Genomic DNA, 25,136 nt, shown 5'->3' with positions numbered 1-25,136 from the left:
CCCCTGCCGCGGCGCCCGCAAGCGCGAGGCGTGCTGGTCGACACCGGGACCGACGCCTCGAGACGCCGTTTCAACGCCCGGCCGGCCGGGAACTCCGCCGTGGCCATGACGCAGACATCATCAAGCCGCATCCGCCTGAGTCATCACGTCGTGGAACTCGATGACGGGCGCCGGATCGGGCTTTCAGTCGGCGGCCGCGGAGTGCCGTTGCTGTTCATGCACGGACTTCTGCTGAGTCGTAAGGCATATCTACGGATGCTCAGCCGCATCGCCGGTATGGGATTTCTGGTCGTCGCCGTCGATGCCGCCGGGCACGGCGACACCGGGCGACTGCCCGGCGACGCCTGCGGCTTCAGCGATCGCGCCGATTCGGTATTACGGACGTTGGACGCGCTCGGCATCGGGCAAGCAGTGTTCGTCGGCCATTCGATGGGTGGGCGAATGACAATCCAGCTGGCCGCGCGGGCGCCCGAGCGGGTACTCGCCGCCGTGCTGTTCGACCCGGCGGCCGGCGGGCGGTTCGACACGACCATCCCGGAACTGGTGAAGTCGCCCACGAAGGCGTTGGGTGCGGCCTACACCGCCGTTCGCGACACGCTGGGCGACCCGACGCAGCTCTCGGCCGCGGAGCAGCTCGGGTACTTTCGCGTGCTTGCGGCGGTAGCGGTGCCGAACCTGCGTTATCCCATTGGAGCCGTCCGGACGATCAAGGCCATCATCGAGTCGGGTGATTACACGCCGATGCTGCACACCATGCGCGACGAGGGGATGCCCACGATGGTTGTCCACGCCGAAAAAGACATGATTGTGCCTTTCCCGCACGCTCGCGACATCGCCAACGAGGCCGACGCCACGCTATACCGGGTGCCCGACGCGTACCACTCGTGGATGATTGCCAATCCGCGGCAGGGCGCCGACGCGTTTCGTCAACTGCTGGACGGCGAACTCGGCGAGGTGCTGCGCAACGCGGCCGATGCGATGGGAATCGCGGACGTCGATGACCACGAGGCCTGGGAGCGCGAACTGCTGGATCCCGATGCGCTGGTGTTGGAGTTCATCCACGGTCGGGAGCGAGTTGAGATCGGGGCGGGCGAGCTCGACCATGTCGAACTCGAACTGGTGCGCCGTACCGAGCGTTCGCAGGAGCGGCTGTCGTGGGCTCGACGCACGTATCGCAGGTGGGCGGCCAAACACCTGCATCAGGCACGATCGCTGATCCGGCAGAACACCCGGATTGAGCCGGACCGCCGCGAGAAGCTGCCCTGACTTTGGCGGGCAGTACCGGCGCAACGGATGGCCACGAAAATTGCGATAGTCGACTACCGCGCGATCTCGAAGGTGAATCCGTGGCCGCAGATGCAGATCTGGTCGCCATCGGCCAGCGTCGCGCTGGCGCGAATCCGCTGCTCCCCGACGTCGACACCGTTGGCTGACCGGAGATCGGTAAGCACGAAAGTATTTCCGGTGTCGACAATCACCGCGTGGTAGCGACTGACGGTGTCATCGTCGAGAACGATGTCATTCTCGGGGAGGCGGCCGATCCTGGTTACTGTTCCTCGCAGCGGATAACGTCTTCCTTCGGTGTCGCGCAGGTGTGCGACGTCGGAGTCGTGCGCAGGCTCGGCGGAGCGCCGACGAGTCACCGCAGCGCGTTTGGCTGTTGCGCGCGCAGCCTGTTCGACGTTTAGCGGCTCTTGGCGAAGGATCCGTTGATGAAGACGCTGCAATGTGGGGCCGGGGTCAATGCCCAAATCGTCTGCGAGCGCAGCCTTGAGCCGCGCGTAGGTATCAAGCGCGTCGTATTGGCGTTCCGTCAGATAGTAGGCGGTGATCAGTTGCGCCCACAGCGGCTCTCGGTATGGATGCTCGGTCGCCAGGGATTCGAGCTCACCGATAATCGAACGGGCTCGACCGCAAGCCATTTCGGCCTCCGCCCGCGCGGTGAGTGCCACCAACTTGTCCTCCATCAGAGCGGCGTCGAAGGCGTCCACGAACGGGAAGTCACGCAGATCCTCGAGCACCGGTCCGCGCCATTCGGCCAGCGCGGCCGACAAGTGACCACTGGCCTGTTCGAACCGTCCGGCGGCCGCCGCCTCAATTCCTGCTTTGCTTTCGGTCGTGAAACGGCCTAAATCGCAATCCTTTTCGGCCACGCTAAGCCGATAGCCCGGCTGGATGCTGGCCAGGATCGCGGCGGGGTCGGCGCCCGCACCGCTGATCAATCGGCGGATCCTGGACACATGCGCATGCAGGCTCGCTCGTGCTTCGGGCGGCGGGCCTTGTTGCCACGCAGCCTCGATCAACGAATCAACCGCAACGGTGCGGTTGCGGTTGATCAACAGCAAGGCCAGCACCGCTCGCTGTTTCGCCGCGCCCAACGGTAGGTCGGTACCGTCGGCGCTCATCTGTAACGGCCCCAAGAGCCCAAACCGCAACGCGCTGAGCGTCATAGCGATCGCAATCCGTTCGCCATTCCCTCACCACAGGTACACACGCGCGCTGCTCCCGCCGACGCAGGTGATCCAGCTGTCCCCCGGTTGCTGCTGGCAGTGCATGAGAAAGTTGGAGCCGTTGCACAGCGCACCGGACACCGTTGTGCAGTCGACGGCACCCGGCGCCGAGACGGCCCGGGGTAGCGGGCTGGCGTTGCCGTATTCCGCCCAGTAGGTGGTCAAAACGCTGTTGGCGAAAAGGCATGAGGTTTCGGGGGTCCCGCGGCCGGCGTGGGTGCCGAAACCCGTGGCATTCTGCAACGAAAAGCCCTGATCGCAGGACTGGTGCAGGGCGCTCAGGTCGGGGCCGGTCACCAGCGGAGGCAGCGAAGCACGCGCGGGGGTCTCCCGCTGGGCGCTCGGCCCGTTGGTGAACAGGCCGATGTCCAAACCGATGCCGGCCAGCACCAGAGCCGCCGATATCGCGATCACGCTCGGCAGCACCCACCGGCGCCTGCCTTGGCTGCGAGGCTCCGCGGCAGTGCGGCCCGATCGGGCTCCCGCGGCGAGCGGCCGGGTGCCGTCGAAGTAATTCCATGCTTCATCCGGTGCCGCTGTGGGACCGGTGGTTTCGCCACCGCTCCCCAACGCGCGTTGGGCCGCACGGGCGAGGGCGCCCGCCGATCCGTACCGGTCGTCGGGATGTTTGGCCATGCCGCGGGCGACGACGTCGTCGAGCGCGGCGGGAATTCGCGGATTGGTCGCGCTGGGTCGCGGGGGTGGCAGAGCTAGGTGGGCGGCGACCACATGCTCGAGGCTGTCTCCGGCAAACGGGGCGTCTGCGGTGAGCGACTCGTACAACACGCACGCCAGCGAGTAGACGTCGACCGCGGGTGTGGCCACTTCGTTGCGAAATCGTTCGGGCGCCATGTAATTCAACGTGCCGATCTGAGTTCCCACCGTCGTCAGCCGAGGATCGCCTCGGCCCTCGGCTATTCCGAAGTCGACGAGATATACAAAGTCGGCGGCGGTGACGATGATGTTCTGCGGCTTGATGTCTCGATGGATCAATCCCTCGCCGTGTGCGGCATCCAGTGCGGCGGCGACCTGACTGATGATGGCCACCGCGCGTGCGGGCGTCAGCGGACCGTTCGCGATCAATTCCTGAAGGGTCTGCCCCTGCACCAGCCGCATTTCGATGTACAGACTGCCGTCGATCTCGCCCCAGTCGTGGATCGGAATGACATGTGGTTCCTGCAGAATTGCCGCCGCCTGCGACTCCCGCTGAAATCGTGTGCGAAACGTGGGGTTGGTTGAAAGCTCGTCGGCCAGGATCTTCACCGCAACGGTTCGCTGTTTGCCCGTGTCAAAGGCCTCATAGACCGCCCCGCCCCCGCCCTTGCCGAGCAGGCGCGTGAGGTTGTACTTACCGAACGTCATACCGACGCGCGAGTCCACCACCATCCCCTTGATTGCTTCGGGTACCGACGCAGTATCTCGCTCACGGCCCGCCCACGCACCCGTTTGCTGAGGAAGCCGTCGGATGCGGGTCGCCCGGCCGGCACAAGCCCGGCGCAAGAAACACGCAAGGCATGCGGCGCAGCCTCTACGTGACCGGGCAACGCAGCCCCCAGCACATAGCCAGCCACGCCGGAGCCCAGGTCCGGCCATGTTTTTCGAAGGACACGAAATGCTCAACCCAACGCATCGCGCACACCCGGGAGACCGCGACCTTCGTAACGTCAGTCCGCGCACGGGTTTCCGGCGACGGATTGGGCTGGCGACGCTCCCGCTGGCCATTGCTACGTTCGCGGCGGCAATCGCCCCGCCGCCGACCGCACACACCGAGCCCGATAGCCCGCCAGCGATGGCGGCCCACGGCGTCGAGGCTCCGCTGACGACCGTTTCCTGGTCGCAAGTTGGCCCGGGTTGGATGCTCGCGGTGTGGAGCCCGGTTCCGGGCTTGCATCCCGGTGAAGCGCCTCCCCCCGGGTCACCAACCTGGGAGACGGCCACCACGACGCTGTACCTCGTCGATCCTGCGGGTGGCCGTTACCCGATCACCACCTTCCCGCCGCCGGGCCAGGGTTCGCGTTCGAGGTTGGTCGACTGGTCGGGCGACGGGACACGCGCCCTGGTCCTCAGCGAGCAGAAGGGCCACAACACCGTCACAGAGGTCGACCTGCGCAGCGGCGAGAGAACAACGTTCGCCATCGACGGTAGCCACGCGTCCCCTCGCTACACACGCCCGGACGGCAAGGCGATCCTGCTGGACAGGTCGGACCTGTCGGGGCCTGCATCGCTCGAACGCGTCGACCTCGCGGGTAACCACCAGCTGACGTACCCGCTGGGCCAAGACGTTGACGGGTACCTCTCGACCCCCGATGGCACGCAGCTGGTGCTGGGCACACACTCCGGCCTGGCTTTGATGGGCAACGACGGGGTTGCCGGCAACACCCTGCCGATCGCGGGGCAGAAGGACTGCAGGCCTGTGCGCTGGTGGGACACCGGTGTTGCCCTCGCCCATTGCGGTACCTCCACCGGGTCGCAGCTGTGGTTGGTGCCTATCGACGGCGGGACACCGACGGCTCTGACCGCGCCCAACGACGGGCACGGGCCCGACTACGGTGACCTGAACGCGTGGCGGCTCCCGGCGGGGACGTTCCTGCAGGCCACGGGGGCGTGCGGCGTCGTGTTCGTCGCCAAGCTCAACGACGACGGCACAACGTCGCAGGTCTCGGTGCCCGGCGTGAAGAGCCGCAGCGTCGTGGTGGTCGGCGTCAACGGGGGCGACCTCGACCTTCAAGCCAGGGCCGGGTGTGGAGGCGGCCAGTCACTTATCGACTACAACCCCTCGGCCGGAACCTCGACGGTGCTGCTCGGCGAGACCGTCAACGGCGGTGGCGTCGTCAGCGCGGTGCCCTACCCGGGGCAGCGGTAGGAAGTTCTGAAATGAGACAACCGGCTCGCCTAATCGCCCTAACCGCGGGATCGGGATTGCCGCGGCGGGATGTGCCAGCGGCGACCCCGGCGCGCCGACCGCCGCGACGCCTATAAGCACTACGCAACCGTCCCATCCCAGAAGCTATGCGCCCCAAATTGTTCTGCCGTTCGGAAAGTTGATGAATCACCCTGCCGGCGTAACGATGGAAGTCGCTGACAACGTGCACGTTGCTCTCGCTCCAATCGTGTTGCCGTTCAACAACATCAAGGATCCTGCCAGTGCGGCCGTCGACGGCAAGGGCAACGTGTACCTGAACGACGGCCTGCACTTTCGGATTCTCAAGCTGTCGGTCCAGTGATGACGACGGCGTCTCGAAACGGACGGATCGCGATCGCGGCGGTGCCCAATCGTGACTGCGGCGGTGGTCAGTTGTCGCACAACAGATCCCGTCGACGGCTTCAGGCCAGGCGAATGCTCAAGGCAACCTCGATGGCTACGCCTTTGCGGCGCACGTGACGGCGAGGATGGTGCTCGCGACCAGCTCGGGATCATCGACCGTCGGAGTGTGCCCGAGGCCGGGCAAGATGGTGAAAGTCGCGCGGGGCAGGCAGTCGCGGACGATGGGTTCGCACAGCTCGAGTGGAAGAATCCTGTCGTTTTCGGCCCAGGCGATGGTGATTGGGCACGGCAGGGGGTCCATCGGTGCGACCTTCTCGTCAGCGTTGTTGAAGATGTCGTCAGTGATGGTGCATGCAAAGGACGCTTCGTTGATTTCGATGGTTCGCTCGTAGCTGAGTCGATCTCCGTGCAGCGTCAAATCGGTCAATGAGCGTCGGCGCATACCCGGCGATTTCATCAGAAGCCGGTTAAGGGGACCCATCAAGCGGCCCATCGCTATCTGCCGTCGCACCCTCTTCGCGACCTGGGCCCGCAGATCGTCTGACCACAATCCACCCGGTGAAAATGCACAGACGGATGCGGCCCGGCCACGGCGCGCCAATTCGAGCGCCGTGAAGCCACCCATCGAGTGGCCCGCTAAATGTGGGCGGTCCAATCCGTGTTTGTCGAGATAGCGTTCTGACTCATCGATCACGTCCCAGATCGTGACGGGTCGCCGCTGCACAACCGGCCCGCCGCGATGACCGAGGGCTGACGGTGTGTATACGTCGTGGTGGGTGGACAGCAGCGGCGCAATGTCCCGCCATTGATCGCCAGACCAGGTTCCGCCATGCAGGAGTACAAGAGGCGGCAGCTCGACGGACACCACCGAAGTTTGGCACCGCTTCCGCTCTTCGAACAGTCTGTTTGGTCGAAAACCCCGCAGAAGACGCGCCGGGGGCCTTCGGCGAAACAGGGCGGGGGTAAGTCGAGGTCGCCGCAGCGGCACCAGCGCGGTTTCGGCGCGAACCATTCGGTGTGGAAAACTTCAGCGCGATCAGAGGAGAGGCGCGTGACGACCACCCATCCCGAACGGCTACCGCTGCTGACCCGGCGCGACCGCATCATGATCACCATCACCGTGATCGCGTCCATGGCAGCCGGGGTTCTCAACTTCACCCACGCGAATTCATTGCTGACGTTCGCGATCTCCGCACTGGCGTTGGCCACACTGGCATCTCTGGTCGGCCGTTCGGTGGAGGCGGTCGGAGACCGGCTCGGGCCCAACGCCACTGGGATACTGCAGACGGCGCTGGGAAACCTGCCCGAGTTGTTCGTCATCCTGTTCGCACTCAAGGCAGGCCTTTCCGGCGTGGTGAAGGCCACCATCGTCGGCTCGATTCTGTCCAACGCCCTGCTGGTGCTCGGGCTGGCATTCGTGGCCGGCGGCATCAAGCACGGCCGCCAGCGCTTCGCCGCCGACGACGGACGCACCCTCGGACTGATGTTCACCCTCGCGGTGTTCATCTTGGCCGTCCCCTCGCTGACCGCTGCGATACACACCCCGGCGCAACACCACGAACGGGCGGTGTCGGTCGTCGTCTCCATCGTCATGCTCGCGCTGTTCGCACTCTCGCTGCCCGCCACGCTCGGAAAGCGGGCCGCCGATTCGGCGCTGCAAGCTGGTGATAAACCCTCGAGAGCGACCTCTCCCATTGTGGCCAGCCCCGATTCGGCCGAAGCTGCCAGCGTCGCGACGGCACACGGCGAGTGGCCGTTGGCGATGGCCATCGGCATGCTGGCCGTCGCCGGTATCGGTGCGGCCTTTGTATCGGAATGGTTCGTCGCCGCCCTAGAGCCAGCGATGCATGCCGCGGGCATCAACGAGGTGTTCGCCGGTCTGGTGATCGTGGCCATTGCCGGCAACGCGGTGGAGAATTTCGTCGGCATTCAGCTGGCGGCCAAGAACCAGATGGACTACGCGGTTCAGGTGGTACTCCAGTCGCCGGTCCAGATCGCACTCACCATCGCCCCGATCGTCTGCCTGGCGGCGGTATGGCTCGGCCAGCCCGGTTTCGATCTGGTGTTCTCGCCACTGCTGTTGGCGTCGATGGTCATGTCGGCGCTGGTCGCGGTGCTGGTGACCTTCGACGGCGAGTCGACCTGGTTTGAGGGAGCAGTGCTCGTCGCGCTCTACGTGGCGATCGCCACGTCGTTCTGGTGGGGATGAGCGGCTCCAACGGTCGCCACAGACGCCGAAACGCCTTGGAATGAACCGGCGCCCACCGAACCTCCTCATATATGAACCGTGAGCGAGGGAGGCGCCGGTGTTCAGATTGCACCCGACGAACGAAGGCGCTCCATTTCGGCCGCGTCGTAGCCCGCCAGGGCGCTGAGTAACTCTTCCGTATGCTGCCCAACGCGCGGCGCTGCTGGCGGTGCAAATCGTTCGTCGGGTTTTGTCTTGATGCAGGTGCCAATCAATTGCTGCGACGTCCCGTCCGGCTGAGCCTGCTCGTAGACGAGTCGGCGAGCCTTCGCGTGGTCGTCGTCGAACAGGTCTGCTCCCAAAAACGCTGGCGCACCAGCGATATCGGTCGCGATAAAAAAGTCGGTCCATTCCCTGCGCGTGCGGCTCGCAAAAATTGCCGTTAACTCCTCGCGCAGCCGGGCCTCTGCTTCGACATCCTCCCCCGGCTTCCGGCGCCCCGGTTCATAGAGATCCATCCTCTCGAGTGACTCGCAGAACCTCAGCCAGAACTTGTCCTCCAGCGCGTTGAACACCACGTAGTTGCGGTCGTTCGTTTCGTAGTACTGGTAACGAAGCGAAGCGCGGATTCCCTCACCGTAGGTGGGTTGACCGTTCGCCAGCGCTGTGAGGTGTTGAAAGTTCCAGTTGATCGCAGCATCGACCTGCGCTACTTCGACGTACTGCGGCTTGCCATCGCGCCCGGCGGCGTGCAGCGCGGCGAGTACGCCCATCGCTGCATACAGCGGTCCCGCCAGAACGCCTGTCGTCCCTGTCGCCGCCCCCGAAAGGCGTGGCGTTCCATCCGCATCGATGATCGGCGGGCTTAAGCCGGCGAAACAGTCGAAGGAAAGCCCGTGTGTGGCTAATCGGGTGTAGGGCCCATAGCTGCCCATGCCGTTGAGCACGCAGTACACAACTGTCGGGTTGACTGCGGCGATGTCGTCGTAGCTGAAACCGAGCCGGTGCGCGGTTCCGTAGCGTAGTCCGTCGATCACCACCGCCGATGTCGCGGCCAGGCGGCGAAACGCGTGTTGACCCTCAGGCGTTTTCAGGTTTATCGCCACACTCTTTTTGCCGCGATTCCAGTGCGAGTCCTGCAGTTCGCCGCCGGAAACCGCCGCACCGCGGAAACCGCCGCCGCCAGGCGGCTCCACCTTGATCACCTCTGCGCCCAGGTCAGCCAGATGCCCGCCCAGCGCATCCGCCGAGAACAGTGACACTTCGAGGACGCGGACATCCTTCAGCAGTTCCATACGCGACCTTTCCAGCCCGGAGTCCCTACGCGGACCCACGCCGCGTCGTCGAAGGCGCAGTGCTGCGCTACATCATTGTGATCGATTTCAACTCGGTGTATTCCTCAAAGCCCCAGCGCCCCTGCTCTCGGCCGAGTCCGCTTTGCTTGACGCCGCCGAACGGCCCCCCGCCGTTGAACATGCCGCGCGCCGGTAGAGACCAGCCGGGGCCCTGCCCACCACCCGGATTGGCTCCTAGATCGACACCGGGTGCGACAGTCTGCACCATGATGGTGCCGGTTCGGATCTGCCTGGCGACGTTGAATCCCCTTGCCGCATTGCGGGTCATCACCAGACCCGCCAGACCGTAGATCGAGTCGTTCGCAACGCGGATGGCCTCGTCTTCGGAGCTGTAGGTCACCACCGCCAGTACAGGCCCGAACACCTCCTCCTGACATAAACGCATGTCGCTGCGGCAGTCGACGAATACCGTTGGCTCGTAATAGAAGCCGCGTTCCAGATGGTCGGGACGTTTGCCGCCGGCCACTAGCCGCGCGCCTTCCTGCACCCCGGCCTGAACGAAGGCTTCAACTCGTTGACGCTGCTGATCCCTGATCAGCGGCCCGACGACAGTGGCGGGATCACGCGGGTCGCCGACCGTGATCATCGGAGCCATGGCTTTGAGGCCCTCGACATACGCTTCGAGCAGGTGCTCGGGCAACAGAAGTCGCGACGTGACGGTGCATGCTTGTCCGGCATGCATGAGCACTTGCCCGAAACCTATTCCGGCAACGTCACTTTCGGTGACATCGTCGAGGACGATGTGCGCACTCTTGCCGCCTAATTCCAGCTGCGCGCGTTTCATCGTTGCCGCCGAAAGCTCCCGGATGCGCCGCCCGGTCGCCGTCGAACCGGTGAACCCAATCATGTCAACGCCTTTGTGGGTACACAGCTCCTCTCCCACGTCCGCACCGCCCGCAACCACATTGAACACACCGGGCGGAAGGCCAGCTTGCTCGCCCACCTTGGCCAACTCCAGGGCGTTCATCGGAGTCCATGGGTGGGGCTTGAGCACCACAGTGCAACCGACGGCCAACGCGGCAAGACACTTCTGAATGTTGATCGAGAAAGGAAAGTTGAACGGCGTGATGACGCCGACCACCCCGACCGGTTCGCGGACCACCGTCACGCCGCCCAGGCCGGTCGGCGAAACCACGGGGCCGCCCGGTGTCTCCACCCACGTCACATCATGTTCGACGAACTCGCCGTAGTAGTGGGCGGCCTCGATGGCACCGCCAACCTGAATCAGGTCCGTGATGAAGCCGGTCGAGCCGATCTCGGCGACGACTAGCTCCCGAAGCTCCGCTTTGCGCTCATCGAGGATCTCAGCGAATCGCTTGATGATCTTCGCCCGTTCCCGCACGGACATCCATGGCCATGGACCTTCGTCGAAAGCCCGCCTGGCGGCCTCGATCGCCATGGCCGCCTGCTTTGGTCCAGCGTCGACGACTCGGCCGATCAACTCTTCATTGGACGGATCGATAACATCGATGGTGCCGATGGCGTTGTCGCTCAACCACTTACCGTCGATGAAGCTCTGGTACTCCCGCATCAAACGAGCCGTTGACTACGTCAGCGTCGGATACGGGGCGGGCTCAAAGTCGAAGACCCGCCGAGCATTACCTTGCAGCACCTTGTACTTGTCGAGGTCGGACCGGCCGTCGAGTGCCTTGTGAGCGGCCTGAAGGGAGTTGGGCCACAGGCTGTCGGTGTGCGGATAATCCGTTTCGATCATCACATTGTCGACGCCGATGGAGTCGAGATTCGCCGCCCCGAAGTCGTCCTCGATGAAGCAGCCGTACATGTGGTCGCGGAAGAGCTGGCGCGGTGACTCCGGAAAAATCTCGGGGTCGGTGGGCACCGGGGTCAAGCGCATCGTGGCCGGATCAACCGCCCAGTTGTTGGCGCGCAGGTACTGGTAGTCGGTGGCGACATGTTCTGCACGCTCGATGAGGTAGGGGATCCAGCCGATGCCGCCCTCGGCCAGCACGATCTTCAGGTCGGGGTACTTCTGCAGCTTTCCCGAGAACAACCAATCCGTGGTTGAGTTCGCGAGATTGAGGTTGATGTTGACCGCCTGAACCCCGAAAGGTGCGTCAGGCGACGTAGTGGGACTAACCGACGACGAGCCGATGTGTGTGCACAGCGGCATTTTCGTCTCGTTTACCACTGCGAAGAAATCGTCCCATGCTCCCGAGTGGATGGACGGAAATCCCAGCGGGTGCAAGTTTTCCGAGAAGGCGATGGCTTTGGCGCCCTTGCCGGCGCACCGCAGTGTCTCCTCGACTGCGAGTCGGGTATCCCACAACGGGACGATGACCATCGGGATGTAGCGACCGGGCGCCGCCGCGCACCACTCATCTATGACGAAGTCGTTGTACGCCCGAACGCACTTGAGACCCAGGTCGCGGTCACCGAGGTGGGCGAACATCTGACCACAGAACCGGGGGAAAAACGGAAAGTTCAGTCCCGCGATCACATGATCCTCGTCCATGTCAGGGATGCGGGCCACCGGGTCGAAGTATGCGCGGGGCATATCGTCGTAATTCACTGGCAGCGGGGAATACTCGGCCGGCCTTTGGTGAGCCGCAACCAAGATGCCCAGCACCGACGCGCGCGCTTGCTCGTAGACCCACGTATCGACGCCGTCGATGCGCTCGACATGTGGCACTCGATCGCGGTCGGCGGCCGACGCGCGGTCGACCCATAGGTTTGGTGGCTCGATGATGTGGTCATCGACGGAGATCATCCATTGAAGATCTTGCTTGTCCACGGTTCCTCCCTGATTCCGCTATTACGTTGGCTGCGAGACGATCTCGGCGGTCGCCTGCCGCCTTTTACCGGCCGATGCGGGCACCCGGCGTGAAGACGACGGGCAGGGCGCGGTAGCCCCGGGTGACCGAATTCCCGTGAAAATCGACTTTTGCCCCAGTGGGGATGGCGTAGTCGGGTATCCGATTCAGGGTCTGTTCGACGCCCACCCGAAACTCGAGCCGGGCGAGATTGGAGCCCAGACAGCGATGGACTCCGGCTCCGAACCCGAGGTGGCGGTTTGTCTGCCGGTCGAGAATGCACTTGTTCGGCTCGTCGAACTCGCGCGCGTCGCGGTTGGCGGCCGCATAGTTCACGACGACCGTCTCACCGGGACAGAATTTGTGGTCGCTTAGTTCAACCTCTTCGGCGACTGAGCGATGCAGTCCGTGGACCGAACCGGCGAACCGGATGAATTCCTCTATCGCCGCGGGCATCAACCCGGCTTCGCGTACGAGTCGGTCGCGGTCCGCGGAATGGGTGCCCAGATAGAAGAAGGCGAACGACATTGCACTAGAGGTCGTTTCGAGCCCCGCTTGCACCAGCAGCATCACATTGGCGACAACGTCGTCGAAGCTCAATTTCTCGCCGTCGATCTCGGCGGCGAGTAGGACGTCGATCAGGTCGTCACGCGGCGGTTCACTACGACGCTTGTCGATCTCCTCGCGTACGCGGAGGTACAGATTAGTCATCGAACCGTTTCGGACCTCTTCGCTCTCACCATTGATCGCGAGGTCGGCCGTCTCGATGTAGAGCGGCACGTCCTCGACGGGCATGCCGAGTACATACCGGAAGAACACGATCCCAGGTTGCTGCCATGCGATGTCGGCGAGATCGCCGCGGCCCAGTTCGATGAAGTTGTCGATCAACCCATCGGTGACCGCACGCACCTGGGGTTCCAGCTCCTTCATCCGGCCCGGCGAAAAATAGGGGTTGAGGACCTTGCGAAGTTGTTGCTGCCGTGGCGGATCCAGGGTGATCACGATGTCGCCGAACGACATCGGGTTGCCCTGCAGCCCCATGGGCTTGCTGGAGAAGCTGCGCCAATCACGCAAGATCTCATAACAGTCGTCGTAGCGGGTGGCGACCCACGCGCCCCCCGGCGTGGGGCCCAGGAATGGCACGTCCTGGTGACTGAACGGCCCGTTCTCCCGCATCACCGAGTAGACCTCGTAGAGGAATTCTTGATCGTTGAAATCCTCGTGACGAAGGTCGAGGTTCCGGGCGTGTTCCTCCGGTGATTTGCTCACCATGAGTAGTCCTTTCCGCCCCCGCCGATCTCGAGACACCGCCAGCGGTCAGCCCGGCCAGACAGCCACCACCGAGGGGCCGGCCACATTCCACGCACGCCGCAATCGTGCCGTCCACGTGCCATCTGCACCGGCCCTCGGATTTCTCGCACACGCCGAAATCTGCTTTGGCAGCACAGTAAATCGTCGACCCCGGGGAGTCAAGTCGCACTCGATAACTACCTGAAAGCGGTTAGGATCGACGCGCCCGCGCAGTGCGCGCGAAGGGGCGGCACACGTGCAGGCTTTCCCTCAGCCGGCGGCTGCTCGCTAAAGTATGTGTGATGACCACAGGCGCGCGGCGGCGGGTTCGCGACAAGGACGGCAAACAACGAGCCCTCCTTGAAGCCGCCGCTGAGGTGTTTGCCGAAGCGGGATACGCGGCCGCGGCGACGAAGGAGATCGCCCGTCGCGCGGACTGCTCGGAAGCGATGCTGTTCCACTACTTCGTAGACAAGCGAGGCATCTTCGAGCAAGTCGTTTCTCGCCAGATCGCGGACCTGGTCAGTGAGGCAGAAGAGCAAGTCGTGGCGGACCTGCCTACGCGCTTCGAGGACTATATCGAGCGGCTTTTCTTTGCGAGATTAAGGATCGATGACCGGGACAGCGGCGTTCCCGGCTGGGACATCTCCGGTCGGGCGTTGTCAGATCCCGACTTCTCGCTGCGGGTGCTGCAACCCAATCACGCACGCCGTACTGCCGTGATCGCGGAAGGCGTTCGCCACTACCAGGCCGCGGGGCAGATCCGCGCCGACGTGGACGCCGACCTGTTCGCCGAGCTGCTGGCCAATTTCATCATCTTCACAACGAGCCTCGGACCGCGCTGGTTTGGTACGGCCGAGTCAGATATCCGCGCGCAGATCGAACTGGGATCGCAAATCCTCGCCAAAGGGGTAAGCACGTCGACTACGAAGCCGCCCGCCAAACGCAGCGGGCGGGTCCAACGGTCCCCCAAGGTGCGTGCGGCCGACTGAAAGCCCCAACGACTCAACCGCGGCCAGTGTTATCGAGTCACACTTGACACGTCAGCTTTCCCGTCGCTAGCGTCGTTGCCAACCAAGCCGCAGCCATGCGGACGCAGAACACCCTGCTCGATCGGCACGAGCGTGAAGACAGGAAGTGGCGTGTGTGCACTTATCCGGGTGGCTAACTCACTTCAGCCGACATTGACGCGGAAAGCAGCACGATGACCGCTCTGCGTGGGGTTCGTGTCGTCGAGTGGGCGACGGAAATTTCGGGCCCGTACTGCACCAAGTTGTTCGCCGACCTCGGAGCAGAGGTCATTAAGATAGAGGATCCAGGCGGGGATCCGTTCCGCCGCAGAACGTTTGGCGCGCAAAGCGACGCCGGCGCGCTGTTCAAATTCTTGAACGCCGGCAAGCGTTCAGTCCTTGGCACTTCGCTGACCGACCTAGAGGCGCTGATCGTTTCCGCCGATGTGTTCGTCGATTCTCTCGGCCCTGGGGCACTCGACCGCGAGGCCCTCCTACGGCGCGCGCCACACCTGGTGATCGTGGCATTGACTCCGTACGGATTGACCGGACCCTACCGAGACCGACCCTCGACGGAGTTCACGATCCAGGCCGAGAGCGGAACCCTGGCGTTGCGAGGCCGTCCGGACCAACCACCCATTCAAGCGGGTGGTCGAGTATTCGAATGGGTCATGGCCAGCTACGCCGCCGTTGGGGCGCTTGGCGCATTGCGGCGGGTTCAACTCGGCGGTGCTGGTGAAATCATCGACTGCTCGTTGCTGGAGACGTGCCACCTCAGCGCCAGCGGATTCGCCGACCTCTACCACGAGTTGGCCGGTCGTCCCCCTTTGCCCGTGCCGGCCCGACAGGTGGAAACCCCTTCCATCGAACCGACCGCGGACGGATGGGTGGGCTTTAACACCAATACCCGCCAACAATTCGAGTCGTTCCTGGCGATGATCGGCCGACTGGACCTGCTCGACGATGACCCGGCGTGGGCCCTCGCCACGACGCGGTGGGAACGGCGGGAGGAGTGGAATCAGATTGTGCGGGAATGGACGACGCAACATTCCACAGAGGAGATCGTCGCGTTGGCCTCCGATCTGCGGATCCCGGTCTCACCGGTAAACAATGGCCAGACCGTGTTGGACCACCCTCAGTTCGCGGCGCGCGGTGTGTGGGGCACGTATGCCGACGGCAGCTTCACCCACCCGTTGGCGCCCTACCAGATCAATGGCCGACGACCCGCCCCAACAGCCGGTGCTCCTTTCCTCGGCGAAATGGCAAAAGCGCCCACCCACAGCAGGATTGCGACCGCCGCCGACCGTGCACCGCGACTTCCTTTGGAAGGGGTACGGATTCTCGACGCGACAGCGTGGTGGGCGGGCCCCTCCTCCACCCACATTCTCGCCGCGCTCGGCGCTGAGGTCATTCACCTGGAGTCGACGGACCATCCTGATGGCGCACGGATGGCGGCCGCAGCGTTCGCCGATCAAGCTCAGTGGTGGGAGCGGTCGGGGATGTACCTGGCGACCAACGCCAATAAGCGGGGGCTCACCCTCGACCTGTCCTCTCCCGACGGGCGGGAACTGTTGTTCGGACTCGTCAGATGTTCGGACGTTCTGGTCGAGAACTTCTCGCCCCGCGTCTTCGACAATTTCGCCATCACGTGGGAGGCCGTCAGTGAGCAGAACCCCCGAATCGTGATGGTCCGGATGCCTGCGTTCGGACTCGACGGACCATGGCGCAACAACGTGGGTTTCGCGCAAACGATGGAACAGATGACCGGAATGGCTTGGGTGACCGGCCACGAGTACGACCAGCCGCGAATCCCCCGCGGCCCGTGTGACCCACTGGCAGGAATGCACTCCGCATTCGCCATGCTCACCGGCCTCCGCCAACGGGATCAAACGGGCCGCGGCTCGTTCATCGAAGTCTCAATGGTTGAGGCCGCGCTCAACGCAGCCGCCGAGCAGGTTGTCGAATCCACCGCCTACGGGAACCTGATATCGCGACTGGGAAATCGGAGCCGCGACGCCGCCCCACAAGGGCTCTATCAATGCGAGGGGACCGAGCGGTGGCTGGCGATTTCGGTCGCCACGGATGAGCAGTGGCGACGACTGAAGTCGGCTCTGTGTGAACCGGATTGGGCGAGTGACCCCACGTTGGACACCCACGATGGGCGGTTGCGGGCACACGATGTGATCGATAAGCATCTCGAGCAATGGGCCGGCAACCAGGATTCCGCGGCCGCGGCAGAGTTGCTCGTTGAATATGGTGTTCCGGCTGCGGATTTGGCAGACGCCAGGGTGGGTTCGATGCACCCTCAGCTTGCCGCACGGGGCTTCTTCGAAAGCCTGGACCATCCCATCGTGGGACGGCATCACGTGCCGGCGATTCCCTTCAAGTACCGCAGCGTTGAGACGTGGTATCGGTCAGCAGCGCCGACCTTAGGGCAGCACAACGCGAGCATCCTCGGCGACCTACTCGGCCTCGACGCCGCATCGATAGCGGCGCTGACAGAGCACGGCGTCATCGGGAACCGACCGGGCGGATTGGACTGAACGGTGAAGCTTCGTGTCGACGCGGAAATGTGTCAAGGCCACAGCCGTTGTTACGCAACATATCCGGAGATCTTCGATATCGACGACGACGGAATCGCATTCGTCACCGTCGAAAATATTCCTCCCGGATGGGAAGACCGGGCGCACAATGCCATCGCGAACTGCCCCGAGCGTGCCATACATATCATCAAGGAGTCGCCATGAAGAGCAATGGTGCAGTTCTGTGGGGGCTGAACGAGCGGTGGTCGGTGGAAGAGATCGAACTCGATCCGCCACAGGAAGGCGAGCTACTCGTCCAGTTCGAAGCCACCGGCCTTTGCCATTCCGACCACCACATCCGCACCGGCGACATGTTCGGGGTGAGTTTTCCCTTGATAGGTGGACACGAAGGGGCGGGCATCGTCCAAGAGGTTGGTCCGGGAGTGCGCGATCTAGCGGTGGGCGACCATGTGGTCACGTCGTTCCTGCCGGCGTGCGGTCGCTGCCGCTGGTGCGCCACGGGCCGTCAGAACCTTTGCGATTACGGGGCGATCATCCTGGCGGGGGTCCAGGCCGACGGTACCTTCCGGCGCCGAGCCCGCGGCCAGGGCATCGGAGCACTTTCCGGCGTCGGTAGTTTTGCGCAGTGGGGCGTGTTGTCGGAGGCCTCCGTCGTCAAGATCGACAAGGATGTGCCGTTGTCGCGCGTGTGTCTGCTCGGCTGCGGCGTCACCACCGGCTGGGGTTCGGCCGTCAATACCGCGAACGTCAGTCCCGGCGACGTGGTCGTTGTTGTCGGTTGTGGCGGGATCGGCAGCGGCGCCATTCAGGGCGCGCGGCTGGCAGGGGCGGAGCAAATCGTCGTGGTTGATATCGAGCCGAGCAAGCGCGACAAAGCGTTTCAGTTCGGGGCCACTCACTTTGCCGCCTCGATGGAGGAAGCAACGCAGTTAGTTGGCGAGATTACGCGCGGAGTCATGGCCGACTCGGCCATCCTCACGCCAGGCGTGCTCGAAGGCGCGATGATCAACGACGCGCTCAACGCGGTGCGGAAGGGCGGTGCCGTGGTGGCCACCGCCCTGGCATCGATGTCCGATGTGACGCCGACGCTGCCGCTGACGTTGTTCACGCTGTTCCAGAAACGCCTGCTGGGCAGCCTGTACGGCGAAGCCAACCCGCGGGCCGACATCCCTCGACTGATCAGCCTCTATCGAAGCGGCAAGCTGTTGCTCGACGAAGCCGTCACCACCGAGTACAAGCTCGACGACATCAATGAGGCCTACGACGACATGCTCGCCGGCCGCAACATCCGCGGGGTGATCATTCACGATCACTGACTCTCAGGAAGTGTGAAGGACCAACCGAAATGTCCGTCACGTCTCAGCCGAAACAGTGTCAGCCACCTCAACGCCGTGAAGGGATTCACTCATGTCGTCACCAGCCGACGTAGTTCGCAACTTTTGTACCTTGATGGAGCAGCGGGACGCCGAAGCGTTGCGTCCTCTCCTCGCCGAAGGCGCCGTTTATCAGAACGTGGGAATGCCCGCCTTCACTGGACCGGACGCCATCGTAGAGAACATGGCCGCCCAGTTCGCGATGTTTCCGGACGCCTACGCCTTCGAAATCGTCAACCTCGCGAGCGATGGTTGCGTGGTGCTCACCGAACGCCTGGACTATATTCAGGCTCCCGACGGAAGCAAGCCGGCCATCCCAGTGATGGGGACCTTCGTCGTCGATGACGATGGGAGAATCACTCGCTGGACCGACTATTTCGACCTGAATCTGACGGTGCGGCTTCTTCAAGGCGAGGACATCAGCGCCCTCGTTCCTGCGTCCGCGTGAGTCGGCACATCACCAGGTTGGTCGTGAACGAGGGGGAATGATGCGGGTGCCAAGGGCGGTCGCAGACTTCAACAGCCAAGTCACCAATCCAGCAGCTCGGTCGATCGCGCCGTGGCTTCCAGGCCTGTGCACACTCGAACATGTCGGACGCAAATCAGGCAGGCGTTATCGAACGCCGCTGTTAGTTTTTCCCATCCGCGAAGGCTTCGTCTTTCTCATCGGGTATGGGCTGAAGTCGGACTGGTTGAAGAATGTATTCGCCGGTGGACAGGCAGTGCTGCACAAGCGCGGCAAGAGTACCGCGCTAGCCAACCCCCGCCTCCTAAGTAAGGCTGCGGCCGCAACGCTCGTCACGGGGCCATCTGGTGTCTTCTACCGCCTGTTTCCGTACAACGAAGCGGCGCTGGTGTTGACCAAAGTCAATTCCACTCAGTGACTTTGGGCGGCAGAACGAAGAAGTTGAGCCAGTGGGGTTGCGAGCGCCGCAACTCCAACACCGCGGGGCACTTATGCTGACAACCCACCGACCGGTGCGACCGGTCCCCTGCGACACCGACAACGCATCGCTGATTACCGCCAACCTGCTCGGCGACGGTTAACTCACTCGTCTAGGGAGTGTCAAGGATCAGCCGAAGTAACTGTCAAGCATCAGCCAAAACACTGTCACCTATCAGCCGAAGACGAAGTGTCACGCATCACCCGAGGTCATACACCTTTTCGGTGGGGCGGGCGGGGCTCGAACCCGCGACCAACGGATTATGAGTCCGCGGCTCTAACCAACTGAGCTACCGCCCCCGACGGAGTAGTTCCGTAGGAAACCGTAGCGGAAGACCGGAACCAACGTCCGTCGGGCGGCGGCACATCCTTAAGGACTGAGGCGCCCAGCGGGCGACCCGCCTCATATCCCGCGCGGCTATGAGGGAGCCGGCCCTGCCTGCCCGGCTTGAGCCTTGATCTTGGGAATCAGCTCTGGCGCGTAGACGAAAATCGCCGACTCGACCTCCCACTCCGCCTGCGCCTGGGTCATGGGGGTGGTTCTGGTGATCATGTTGATCAGCTCTTGGCCCTCACCGAACGGATTGGGGTTGGCCCGAACCTGATCGGCGAACCAGCGGCCCTCGGCGGCCTCGTGGCAATCGCTGTAGTCGGCGTTGTGCACCATCTTGTTCTGCGCCAACAGTTTGATGTACTGATCGTCTGCCGGACTCAAATTACAGGCCGCCGCAGCCCGCGGCGCTGACACCGCAGCGCCACCGAACATCGCGGCCCCCAGCGCAAAACCGGCGGCCCCCACCGTCAGCACCTGCACGCGCAATCGTGTCGTTGTCACTTCTGCGGACCCCCTTGTCGTGGAAATTTGCTACTTTTTCTCTCGCGGCAGAGAGCGGATACCACCGCCGATCAGCGCGGCAAACGACGATTCCTACGAACAACGGGTGAACAGCAATCAGCCAAAACTTACTGTGCGAGAAATTCTTCGGGCTCAATGCGGCAACGATATGAAGCCCAAAAGCAGCAGTGCCACACGGCTTGCTGACGCCGTTGATCAACGGTGCATCATGGCAGTCCTGAGTTAGCCAATGCTGACAAACGAAAGCGGCCGGAGAGCAAAGCCCTCACGGCCGCTGACGTTCTGAAACACAAAACCATTGCGCCGCAACGACGCTGGGATGCCTAAGACTCGGCCGGCCAGTTTGCTTTCGCCGCTTGATCTTTGATCTTGGGAATCAGTTCGGGCGCGTAGACGTAAATGGCCGACTCGACCTCCCACTCCGCCTGCTCCTGGGTCATCGGCGTGGTGCGGGTGATCATGTTGATCAGCTCCTGGCCCTCGCCGAATGGATTGGGGTTGGCCCGCACCTGATCGGCGAACCAACGGCCCTCGGCGGCCTCATGGCAATCGCTGTAGTCGGCGTTGTGCACCATCTTGTTCTGCGCCAACAGTTTGATGTACTGATCGTCGGCCGGACTCAAATTGCAGGTAGCCGAGGCTAACGGAGCGGACAGCACAGCCCCGCCGAGCATCGAGGCGCCCAACGCAACACCGGCAGCCCACACCGACGACACTCGAACGCGCGAACGTGTACGGGTGCTGGTCATTTCCGAACCTCCCTCTGCGCGAGAACGCAGTCGCTTCCGGCGCAACCCCAAGCTGAACAAGCCCTACGACCGCCGGCCAATGACGCACGGTCGGTGGCAATCGTGCTCGGGCCACGCTGCCATCTGGTTACCGCCACTTTTCGGTGTCGTTTCAGTGTCGGCGACCGGGCTAAAAGTAGCGAATGGCCCCCGCATACAGCGGAAACGGACACTTGCGAGTCAGTGTATGGATGGTTAACATTTGGTGCCCTCGGCCCGGGATGTCTGACCGCGGGCCTGGCCGCCAAGCCGCGCCGGAAGCGCGACAAACGGCTGCTGCTCGGCGTCAGGGGCGCCGACAGCTAAGAGCCTTAAAGCTCGGCTCCGCCCAGCCCGCATCCGCAAATGTCAGCTGAACACCGTCTGGCCGTCGGCGTCGAGCAAGTACCGTTCTGTGCCGTTCTCGACGCGCGGCGCGTCAGCGCCCAACGACACGGCTATTTTGTTGCTGGCATTGCGCATGATGTCGAAGGTGAGTTCCACGGCTTCGGCCTCGGAGAACCGGGAGCGCACCTCGGCGACATCATCGGCGGCGAGGTGCGCAGGGGTCCAAATTAACGCATCGGCATAGCGCAGCGCTGCTTTAGCGCGGTCGTCGAGCAAACTCGACGACTCGAAGCGCTCGATCTCCTCGTACAGCTTTTCCGAACCGCCGGCATCAAGCGCGCCGCCCTCGCGAAGCGAGTTGCACAAGCGGCAATTGTGCTGCGCCGCCCCGCGCAGCCGAACCAGCTCGGAGGTCACGGGGTCGAGCGCACGCATTCGCGCCACCGCGATTAAAAAGTCGTTGAACACCGGATCCGCCGGTTCGGTGGTGTGATCCCAGCTGATCGGTTCGGCAACCCAGCCCAGATACTGCGCACCGACCCCGAGCGCTTCCAGCCCGGCCCGTACCCGGGGAATGAAGTCGGCGAGGTACATCTGCACGACGACGCCAAAGGTGCGGTCCCCTAGCTGCTTCCACAACCGCGTCCGCTGCTCGGCGGTCACCGACGAGACGTCGGCGCTGAATTGTTCGGCGAACACGGTGACGGCGGCCTCGGCTTCCGATTGCGGCTCGCCCACCTCGACGCTCGCGGGCAACGGCGACAGCGACATCGTCTGTGCGCACACCCGCCGAACCAGCGCCGCGGTGCGACCATCACCGGGGCATAACGACACCAACCGGGTGAGCTGGTCTTCGCGAACAGAAACCGGAGCCGCCATTCGTCACACGCTAGAACGTGCGCTGCCGGGCGGCAAAGAATTACTGGGCCTGGCTCACCGATGACATGTGGAAATCGGGTATCCGCAGCGACGGCATGGCCGCCCGGGTGGCCCAATCGCCCCATTCGCGCGGCAGGGTCTTCTCGCTGACGCCGGCCTCGGTGGCCCGTCGCAGGAGGTCGAGCGGACTCTCGTTGAACCGGAAGTTGTTGACCGCAGCGGTCACCTTGCCGTCCTCGATGAGGTAGACGCCGTCGCGGGTCAGCCCGGTGAACAACAGCGTGGTGGGGTCGACGACGCGGATGTACCACAGCGTGGTCAGCAGCAGGCCGCGCTCGGTGGCCGCGATCATGTCGTCCTGACTGGCCGTTCCCCCGGTCATCACGAGATTGTCGGCAGCGATTGCAACGTCGGCATCGTATTTGGCGGCCGTGGCCCGCGGATAAGCCAGCGCGTTGATCACCCCGTCGCGGATCCAGTCCACCTGGTTGATCTCCGCCCCGTTGTCGAACACCGACACCGTCTCCGAGGAACTGCTGACCGCGACGAACGGCGTGCAGGCGAGGCCGGGAGCCATGGGATCGGAAAAAAGCGTCAGCGGCAGGTCGGTGAGCCGCTCCCCCACCCGGGTTCCGCCGCCGGGCGCCGAGAACGCGGTCCGGCCCTCCTGGGCGCCGCGGCCCGCCATCGACCAGGCCATGTAGATCATCATGTCGGCCACCGTCGACGGCGGCATGATCGTTTCGTAGCGGCCCGCCGGTAACTCGACACTGCGCTGCGCCCAGCCCAGTCGCATCGAGAGCTGCTCGAGCAGCGAATCCGTTGGCACATCGACGAAGTCAGGTGTTCCGACGCCAGCCCAGGCGCTGGCATCGCCGCGTTTGGCGTTGATCTCCACCGCACCGGTGGGCTGGGTGAAACGTCGGCGCAATCCGGTCGACGACGCCAGGAATGTCGTCGAAACACTATGGTGGGCAAAGCCATAAAGTCGGTCATCGCCGCGGAAGCCACGGCTCAGCGAGTCGGCGACGTCGGAGAAAACCAGGGGCCCGGTGCCCGGCACCGGCGCGTCCCAATCGACGGGCACGCCGGTATCGGCGAGCAGCGGCGCGGCATCGCCAGCCTCTGGCGCGGCGCTAGCCGCCTCCTGCGATGCCGCAACCAGCCCGGGCAGCACTCGTGGATCGGCCTCGGCGGACACGACCGTGCCGATGCGCGCAGTGGACCCGCGCCGCACCACCGAAATCACCGTCACGCTGCGGCTGACCGAAACCCCGTTGGTAGTCATCGAATTGCCCGCCCACCGCAGTGTCGCTTCGACCTTATCGGTGACCAGCACCATGGTCTCGTCGGCGCGGCCGAGCTTGGCCGCCTCATCGAGCACGATGTTGACGACATGCTGCGCAGTGATCATCGGCGCCGCTCCTCAGCATCGCTCCACTCTGCATCGTCGCCGGCGCGGATCATCGGCCGCCCTCGGTGCGGGTATTGAGCACGTTGACGCCGCGGAACAGTGCCGACGGGCAGCCGTGGCTGACCGCCGCGATCTGGCCCGGCTGAGCCTTGCCGCAGTTGAACGCGCCACCCAGGCGCCAGGTCGACGGGCCCCCCACCGCCTCCATCGAATTCCAGAACTCGGTCGTGGTGGCCTGATACGCGACGTCACGCAACTGACCGTCCAGCCGGCCGTCACGGATCGCGAAGAAACGCTGGCCGGTGAACTGGAAGTTGTAGCGCTGCATGTCGATTGACCATGACTTGTCACCGACGATGTAGATGCCGTCCTCGACCCGGCCGATCAAGTCGTCGGTGCTGATGTCGTCGGGGGCGGGCTGCAGCGACACGTTGGCCATCCGCTGGATCGGCACATGATGCGGCGAGTCGGCGTACGAGCATCCATTGGAGCGCGGCCGGCCCAGCCGCTGGGCGAACACCCGGTCAAGCTGGTAGCCGGTGAAGATCCCGTCACGCACCAGATCCCAGCTTTGCGCGGCCACGCCTTCATCGTCGTAACCGATGGTGGCCAAGCCGAATTGGACGGTGCGATCCGCCGTCACGTTCATCACCGGCGACCCGTACCGCATGGTGCCCAGCTTGTCCGGCGTGGCGAACGACGTTCCCGCGTAGGCGGCCTCGTAGCCGATCGCACGATCGTATTCGGTTGCGTGCCCGATTGATTCATGAATCGTCAGCCACAGGTTGGTCGGGTCGATCACCAGGTCTTTGCGCCCTGGAATAACGCTGGGCGCCTTGATTTTTTCGGCCAGCAATGACGGCAGCTGCGCCAGCTCGTCGCTCCAGTTCCACACCTCGTCGCCGGCCACGGCCTCCCAGCCCCGCCCCATCGGCGGCACCAGCGTCCGCATCGAATCGAAGCTGCCGGCCGCGGGGTCGACGGTCACCGCCTCCAGCGAGGGCAATACCCGCACCCGCTGCTGGGTGATCGAGGATCCGAAGGTGTCGGCGTAAAACGTCTGCTCCTTGACGGCGGTCAGCACCGCCGACACGTGGTTGACGCCGTCGGCGCTCAGCAGCCGACCGGAGTAGTCCTCCAGCACGGCGATCTTGTCGGTCGTCGAGATGTCGAACGGATCGATTCGGTAGTCCGACACCCAGGCCGCGTCCGCGTAGACCGGTTCGGGCGCCAGCTCGACGCACTCGCTGCTCAGCGTCGCCAGCGTGGTCGCGACGTGCACTGCGCGCCGAGCCGTCTCGGCGGCCACCGACGGCACCAGCTCCGCGTGCGAGGCGAATCCCCAGGTGCCGTCGACGATCAATCGCACCGCCAGGCCCACCTCGCGATTGATCACCGCGGTCTCCAGCTCGCCGTCGCGCAGCTGGATGATCTCGGTGATGATGCGATGAACCCGCAGGTCGGCGTGCGTCGCCCCGGCCGCTGTGGCCGCCGAGAGCGCGGCTTCGGCCAAATCGTGGCGCGGCAGCTCCAGGAAGTCGGCATCGATCCCCCGGTTCGGTGTCACGCTTCCACCGTAACGACCGGTCAGCCCAAACCCCGCCAGCGCCCGCTTTAATTACCC

General features: G+C 64.0%; 22 protein-coding genes and 1 tRNA gene. 10 read left to right on the top strand and 13 right to left on the bottom strand.

All coding sequences use genetic code 11. The features are described 5' to 3' along the window. Window positions 1-105: 105 nt before the first annotated feature. Entirely contained in the window at window positions 106-1,266 is a 1,161-nt protein-coding gene (locus AC5Y4T_RS03705; RefSeq protein WP_499916709.1) for an alpha/beta fold hydrolase, read from the top strand. A 53-nt stretch (window positions 1,267-1,319) separates the two neighbouring features. Here AC5Y4T_RS03705 and AC5Y4T_RS03700 read toward each other — a convergent pair whose 3' ends face one another. Together AC5Y4T_RS03700 and AC5Y4T_RS03695 are read right to left on the bottom strand one after the other, a co-directional pair. Then, on the bottom strand, window positions 1,320-2,450 hold the full coding sequence (locus tag AC5Y4T_RS03700) for a BTAD domain-containing putative transcriptional regulator (RefSeq protein ID WP_499915607.1): 1,131 nt from the start codon (window positions 2,448-2,450) through the stop codon (window positions 1,320-1,322). A 27-nt stretch (window positions 2,451-2,477) separates the two neighbouring features. Continuing rightward, complete coding sequence (locus AC5Y4T_RS03695) at window positions 2,478-3,896, bottom strand: serine/threonine-protein kinase (protein WP_499915605.1); 1,419 nt, start codon at window positions 3,894-3,896, stop codon at window positions 2,478-2,480. A gap of 226 nt (window positions 3,897-4,122) precedes the next feature. On the opposite strand from AC5Y4T_RS03695, the gene AC5Y4T_RS03690 reads away from it, so the two are divergent. Both AC5Y4T_RS03690 and AC5Y4T_RS03685 read left to right on the top strand, forming a co-directional pair. Next, on the top strand, window positions 4,123-5,373 hold the full coding sequence (locus tag AC5Y4T_RS03690; RefSeq protein WP_499915603.1) for a hypothetical protein: 1,251 nt from the start codon (window positions 4,123-4,125) through the stop codon (window positions 5,371-5,373). 181 nt (window positions 5,374-5,554) lie between these two features. Further along, on the top strand, window positions 5,555-5,734 hold the full coding sequence (locus AC5Y4T_RS03685; protein WP_499915601.1) for a hypothetical protein: 180 nt from the start codon (window positions 5,555-5,557) through the stop codon (window positions 5,732-5,734). 135 nt (window positions 5,735-5,869) lie between these two features. Here AC5Y4T_RS03685 and AC5Y4T_RS03680 read toward each other — a convergent pair whose 3' ends face one another. Beyond that, the gene (locus AC5Y4T_RS03680) at window positions 5,870-6,640 is read right to left on the bottom strand and encodes an alpha/beta fold hydrolase (RefSeq protein ID WP_499915600.1); all 771 of its coding nucleotides are present in this window, start codon (window positions 6,638-6,640) and stop codon (window positions 5,870-5,872) included. A 186-nt stretch (window positions 6,641-6,826) separates the two neighbouring features. On the opposite strand from AC5Y4T_RS03680, the gene cax reads away from it, so the two are divergent. Further along, entirely contained in the window at window positions 6,827-7,984 is a 1,158-nt protein-coding gene (gene cax, locus AC5Y4T_RS03675; RefSeq protein ID WP_499915598.1) for a calcium/proton exchanger, read from the top strand. A 101-nt stretch (window positions 7,985-8,085) separates the two neighbouring features. On the opposite strand, the gene AC5Y4T_RS03670 is transcribed toward cax, so the two are convergent. The 4 genes from AC5Y4T_RS03670 to AC5Y4T_RS03655 all read right to left on the bottom strand — a co-directional run bounded on the left by AC5Y4T_RS03670 (window position 8,086) and on the right by AC5Y4T_RS03655 (window position 13,361). After that, on the bottom strand, window positions 8,086-9,258 hold the full coding sequence (locus tag AC5Y4T_RS03670) for a CaiB/BaiF CoA transferase family protein (protein WP_499915595.1): 1,173 nt from the start codon (window positions 9,256-9,258) through the stop codon (window positions 8,086-8,088). Between the two features lie 67 nt (window positions 9,259-9,325). After that, window positions 9,326-10,849 carry an aldehyde dehydrogenase family protein gene (locus tag AC5Y4T_RS03665; RefSeq protein WP_499915593.1) on the bottom strand — a complete coding sequence of 508 codons (1,524 nt, stop codon included), beginning with the start codon at window positions 10,847-10,849 and terminating at the stop codon, window positions 9,326-9,328. Between the two features lie 15 nt (window positions 10,850-10,864). Next, on the bottom strand, window positions 10,865-12,070 hold the full coding sequence (locus AC5Y4T_RS03660) for an amidohydrolase family protein (protein ID WP_499915591.1): 1,206 nt from the start codon (window positions 12,068-12,070) through the stop codon (window positions 10,865-10,867). 64 nt (window positions 12,071-12,134) lie between these two features. Further along, window positions 12,135-13,361, bottom strand: a complete 1,227-nt coding sequence (locus AC5Y4T_RS03655; protein WP_499915589.1) for a cytochrome P450 — start codon at window positions 13,359-13,361, stop codon at window positions 12,135-12,137. A gap of 320 nt (window positions 13,362-13,681) precedes the next feature. On the opposite strand from AC5Y4T_RS03655, the gene AC5Y4T_RS03650 reads away from it, so the two are divergent. The 6 genes from AC5Y4T_RS03650 (at window position 13,682) to AC5Y4T_RS03625 (ending at window position 19,189) form a co-directional block, all read left to right on the top strand. After that, window positions 13,682-14,371, top strand: a complete 690-nt coding sequence (locus AC5Y4T_RS03650) for a TetR/AcrR family transcriptional regulator (RefSeq protein WP_499915587.1) — start codon at window positions 13,682-13,684, stop codon at window positions 14,369-14,371. Between the two features lie 212 nt (window positions 14,372-14,583). Next, window positions 14,584-16,932 (top strand): CaiB/BaiF CoA transferase family protein, encoded by a 2,349-nt coding sequence (locus tag AC5Y4T_RS03645; RefSeq protein WP_499915586.1) that lies wholly within the window; start codon window positions 14,584-14,586, stop codon window positions 16,930-16,932. Between the two features lie 3 nt (window positions 16,933-16,935). Continuing rightward, window positions 16,936-17,136, top strand: a complete 201-nt coding sequence (locus AC5Y4T_RS03640) for a ferredoxin (RefSeq protein ID WP_499950367.1) — start codon at window positions 16,936-16,938, stop codon at window positions 17,134-17,136. Beyond that, entirely contained in the window at window positions 17,133-18,248 is a 1,116-nt protein-coding gene (locus tag AC5Y4T_RS03635) for an NDMA-dependent alcohol dehydrogenase (RefSeq protein WP_499915583.1), read from the top strand. Before AC5Y4T_RS03640 ends, AC5Y4T_RS03635 begins: the two co-directional genes overlap by 4 nt. A gap of 91 nt (window positions 18,249-18,339) precedes the next feature. Next, entirely contained in the window at window positions 18,340-18,753 is a 414-nt protein-coding gene (locus AC5Y4T_RS03630; protein ID WP_499915582.1) for a limonene-1,2-epoxide hydrolase family protein, read from the top strand. 40 nt (window positions 18,754-18,793) lie between these two features. Further along, the gene (locus AC5Y4T_RS03625; protein ID WP_499916707.1) at window positions 18,794-19,189 is read left to right on the top strand and encodes a nitroreductase family deazaflavin-dependent oxidoreductase; all 396 of its coding nucleotides are present in this window, start codon (window positions 18,794-18,796) and stop codon (window positions 19,187-19,189) included. Between the two features lie 285 nt (window positions 19,190-19,474). Here AC5Y4T_RS03625 and AC5Y4T_RS03620 read toward each other — a convergent pair. From AC5Y4T_RS03620 to AC5Y4T_RS03595, 6 genes are all read right to left on the bottom strand, one after another. Then, a tRNA-Ile gene (locus AC5Y4T_RS03620) sits at window positions 19,475-19,548 on the bottom strand. 118 nt (window positions 19,549-19,666) lie between these two features. Continuing rightward, window positions 19,667-20,047 carry a hypothetical protein gene (locus AC5Y4T_RS03615; protein WP_499916705.1) on the bottom strand — a complete coding sequence of 127 codons (381 nt, stop codon included), beginning with the start codon at window positions 20,045-20,047 and terminating at the stop codon, window positions 19,667-19,669. Between the two features lie 380 nt (window positions 20,048-20,427). Next, complete coding sequence (locus AC5Y4T_RS03610; RefSeq protein ID WP_499915580.1) at window positions 20,428-20,853, bottom strand: hypothetical protein; 426 nt, start codon at window positions 20,851-20,853, stop codon at window positions 20,428-20,430. Between the two features lie 387 nt (window positions 20,854-21,240). Beyond that, on the bottom strand, window positions 21,241-22,098 hold the full coding sequence (locus AC5Y4T_RS03605; protein ID WP_499915579.1) for a carboxymuconolactone decarboxylase family protein: 858 nt from the start codon (window positions 22,096-22,098) through the stop codon (window positions 21,241-21,243). A gap of 40 nt (window positions 22,099-22,138) precedes the next feature. Next, the gene (locus AC5Y4T_RS03600; protein ID WP_499915577.1) at window positions 22,139-23,512 is read right to left on the bottom strand and encodes a metallopeptidase TldD-related protein; all 1,374 of its coding nucleotides are present in this window, start codon (window positions 23,510-23,512) and stop codon (window positions 22,139-22,141) included. A 49-nt stretch (window positions 23,513-23,561) separates the two neighbouring features. After that, window positions 23,562-25,079, bottom strand: coding sequence for a TldD/PmbA family protein (locus tag AC5Y4T_RS03595; protein WP_499915576.1), 1,518 nt, complete (start codon window positions 25,077-25,079; stop codon window positions 23,562-23,564). Between the last annotated feature and the right edge of the window lie 57 nt (window positions 25,080-25,136).

The sequence above is a fragment of the Mycobacterium sp. NGS11 genome, from assembly GCF_059813315.1.
This window is presented reverse-complemented; position numbering and strand designations above follow the sequence as displayed.

What these genes read in the sequence shown, in the direction of transcription:
- AC5Y4T_RS03655 (WP_499915589.1), bottom strand. Translation starts at nt 13,361, where the DNA reads ATGGTGAGCAAATCACCGGAGGAACACGCCCGGAACCTCGACCTTCGT.
- AC5Y4T_RS03690 (WP_499915603.1), top strand. Translation starts at nt 4,123, where the DNA reads ATGCTCAACCCAACGCATCGCGCACACCCGGGAGACCGCGACCTTCGT.
- AC5Y4T_RS03600 (WP_499915577.1), bottom strand. Translation starts at nt 23,512, where the DNA reads ATGATCACTGCGCAGCATGTCGTCAACATCGTGCTCGATGAGGCGGCC.
- AC5Y4T_RS03625 (WP_499916707.1), top strand. Translation starts at nt 18,794, where the DNA reads ATGCGGGTGCCAAGGGCGGTCGCAGACTTCAACAGCCAAGTCACCAAT.
- AC5Y4T_RS03685 (WP_499915601.1), top strand. Translation starts at nt 5,555, where the DNA reads ATGAATCACCCTGCCGGCGTAACGATGGAAGTCGCTGACAACGTGCAC.
- AC5Y4T_RS03645 (WP_499915586.1), top strand. Translation starts at nt 14,584, where the DNA reads ATGACCGCTCTGCGTGGGGTTCGTGTCGTCGAGTGGGCGACGGAAATT.
- AC5Y4T_RS03635 (WP_499915583.1), top strand. Translation starts at nt 17,133, where the DNA reads ATGAAGAGCAATGGTGCAGTTCTGTGGGGGCTGAACGAGCGGTGGTCG.
- AC5Y4T_RS03605 (WP_499915579.1), bottom strand. Translation starts at nt 22,098, where the DNA reads ATGGCGGCTCCGGTTTCTGTTCGCGAAGACCAGCTCACCCGGTTGGTG.
- AC5Y4T_RS03700 (WP_499915607.1), bottom strand. Translation starts at nt 2,450, where the DNA reads ATGACGCTCAGCGCGTTGCGGTTTGGGCTCTTGGGGCCGTTACAGATG.
- AC5Y4T_RS03650 (WP_499915587.1), top strand. Translation starts at nt 13,682, where the DNA reads ATGACCACAGGCGCGCGGCGGCGGGTTCGCGACAAGGACGGCAAACAA.
- AC5Y4T_RS03705 (WP_499916709.1), top strand. Translation starts at nt 106, where the DNA reads ATGACGCAGACATCATCAAGCCGCATCCGCCTGAGTCATCACGTCGTG.
- AC5Y4T_RS03630 (WP_499915582.1), top strand. Translation starts at nt 18,340, where the DNA reads ATGTCGTCACCAGCCGACGTAGTTCGCAACTTTTGTACCTTGATGGAG.
- AC5Y4T_RS03610 (WP_499915580.1), bottom strand. Translation starts at nt 20,853, where the DNA reads ATGACCAGCACCCGTACACGTTCGCGCGTTCGAGTGTCGTCGGTGTGG.
- AC5Y4T_RS03665 (WP_499915593.1), bottom strand. Translation starts at nt 10,849, where the DNA reads ATGCGGGAGTACCAGAGCTTCATCGACGGTAAGTGGTTGAGCGACAAC.
- AC5Y4T_RS03670 (WP_499915595.1), bottom strand. Translation starts at nt 9,258, where the DNA reads ATGGAACTGCTGAAGGATGTCCGCGTCCTCGAAGTGTCACTGTTCTCG.
- AC5Y4T_RS03695 (WP_499915605.1), bottom strand. Translation starts at nt 3,896, where the DNA reads ATGGTGGTGGACTCGCGCGTCGGTATGACGTTCGGTAAGTACAACCTC.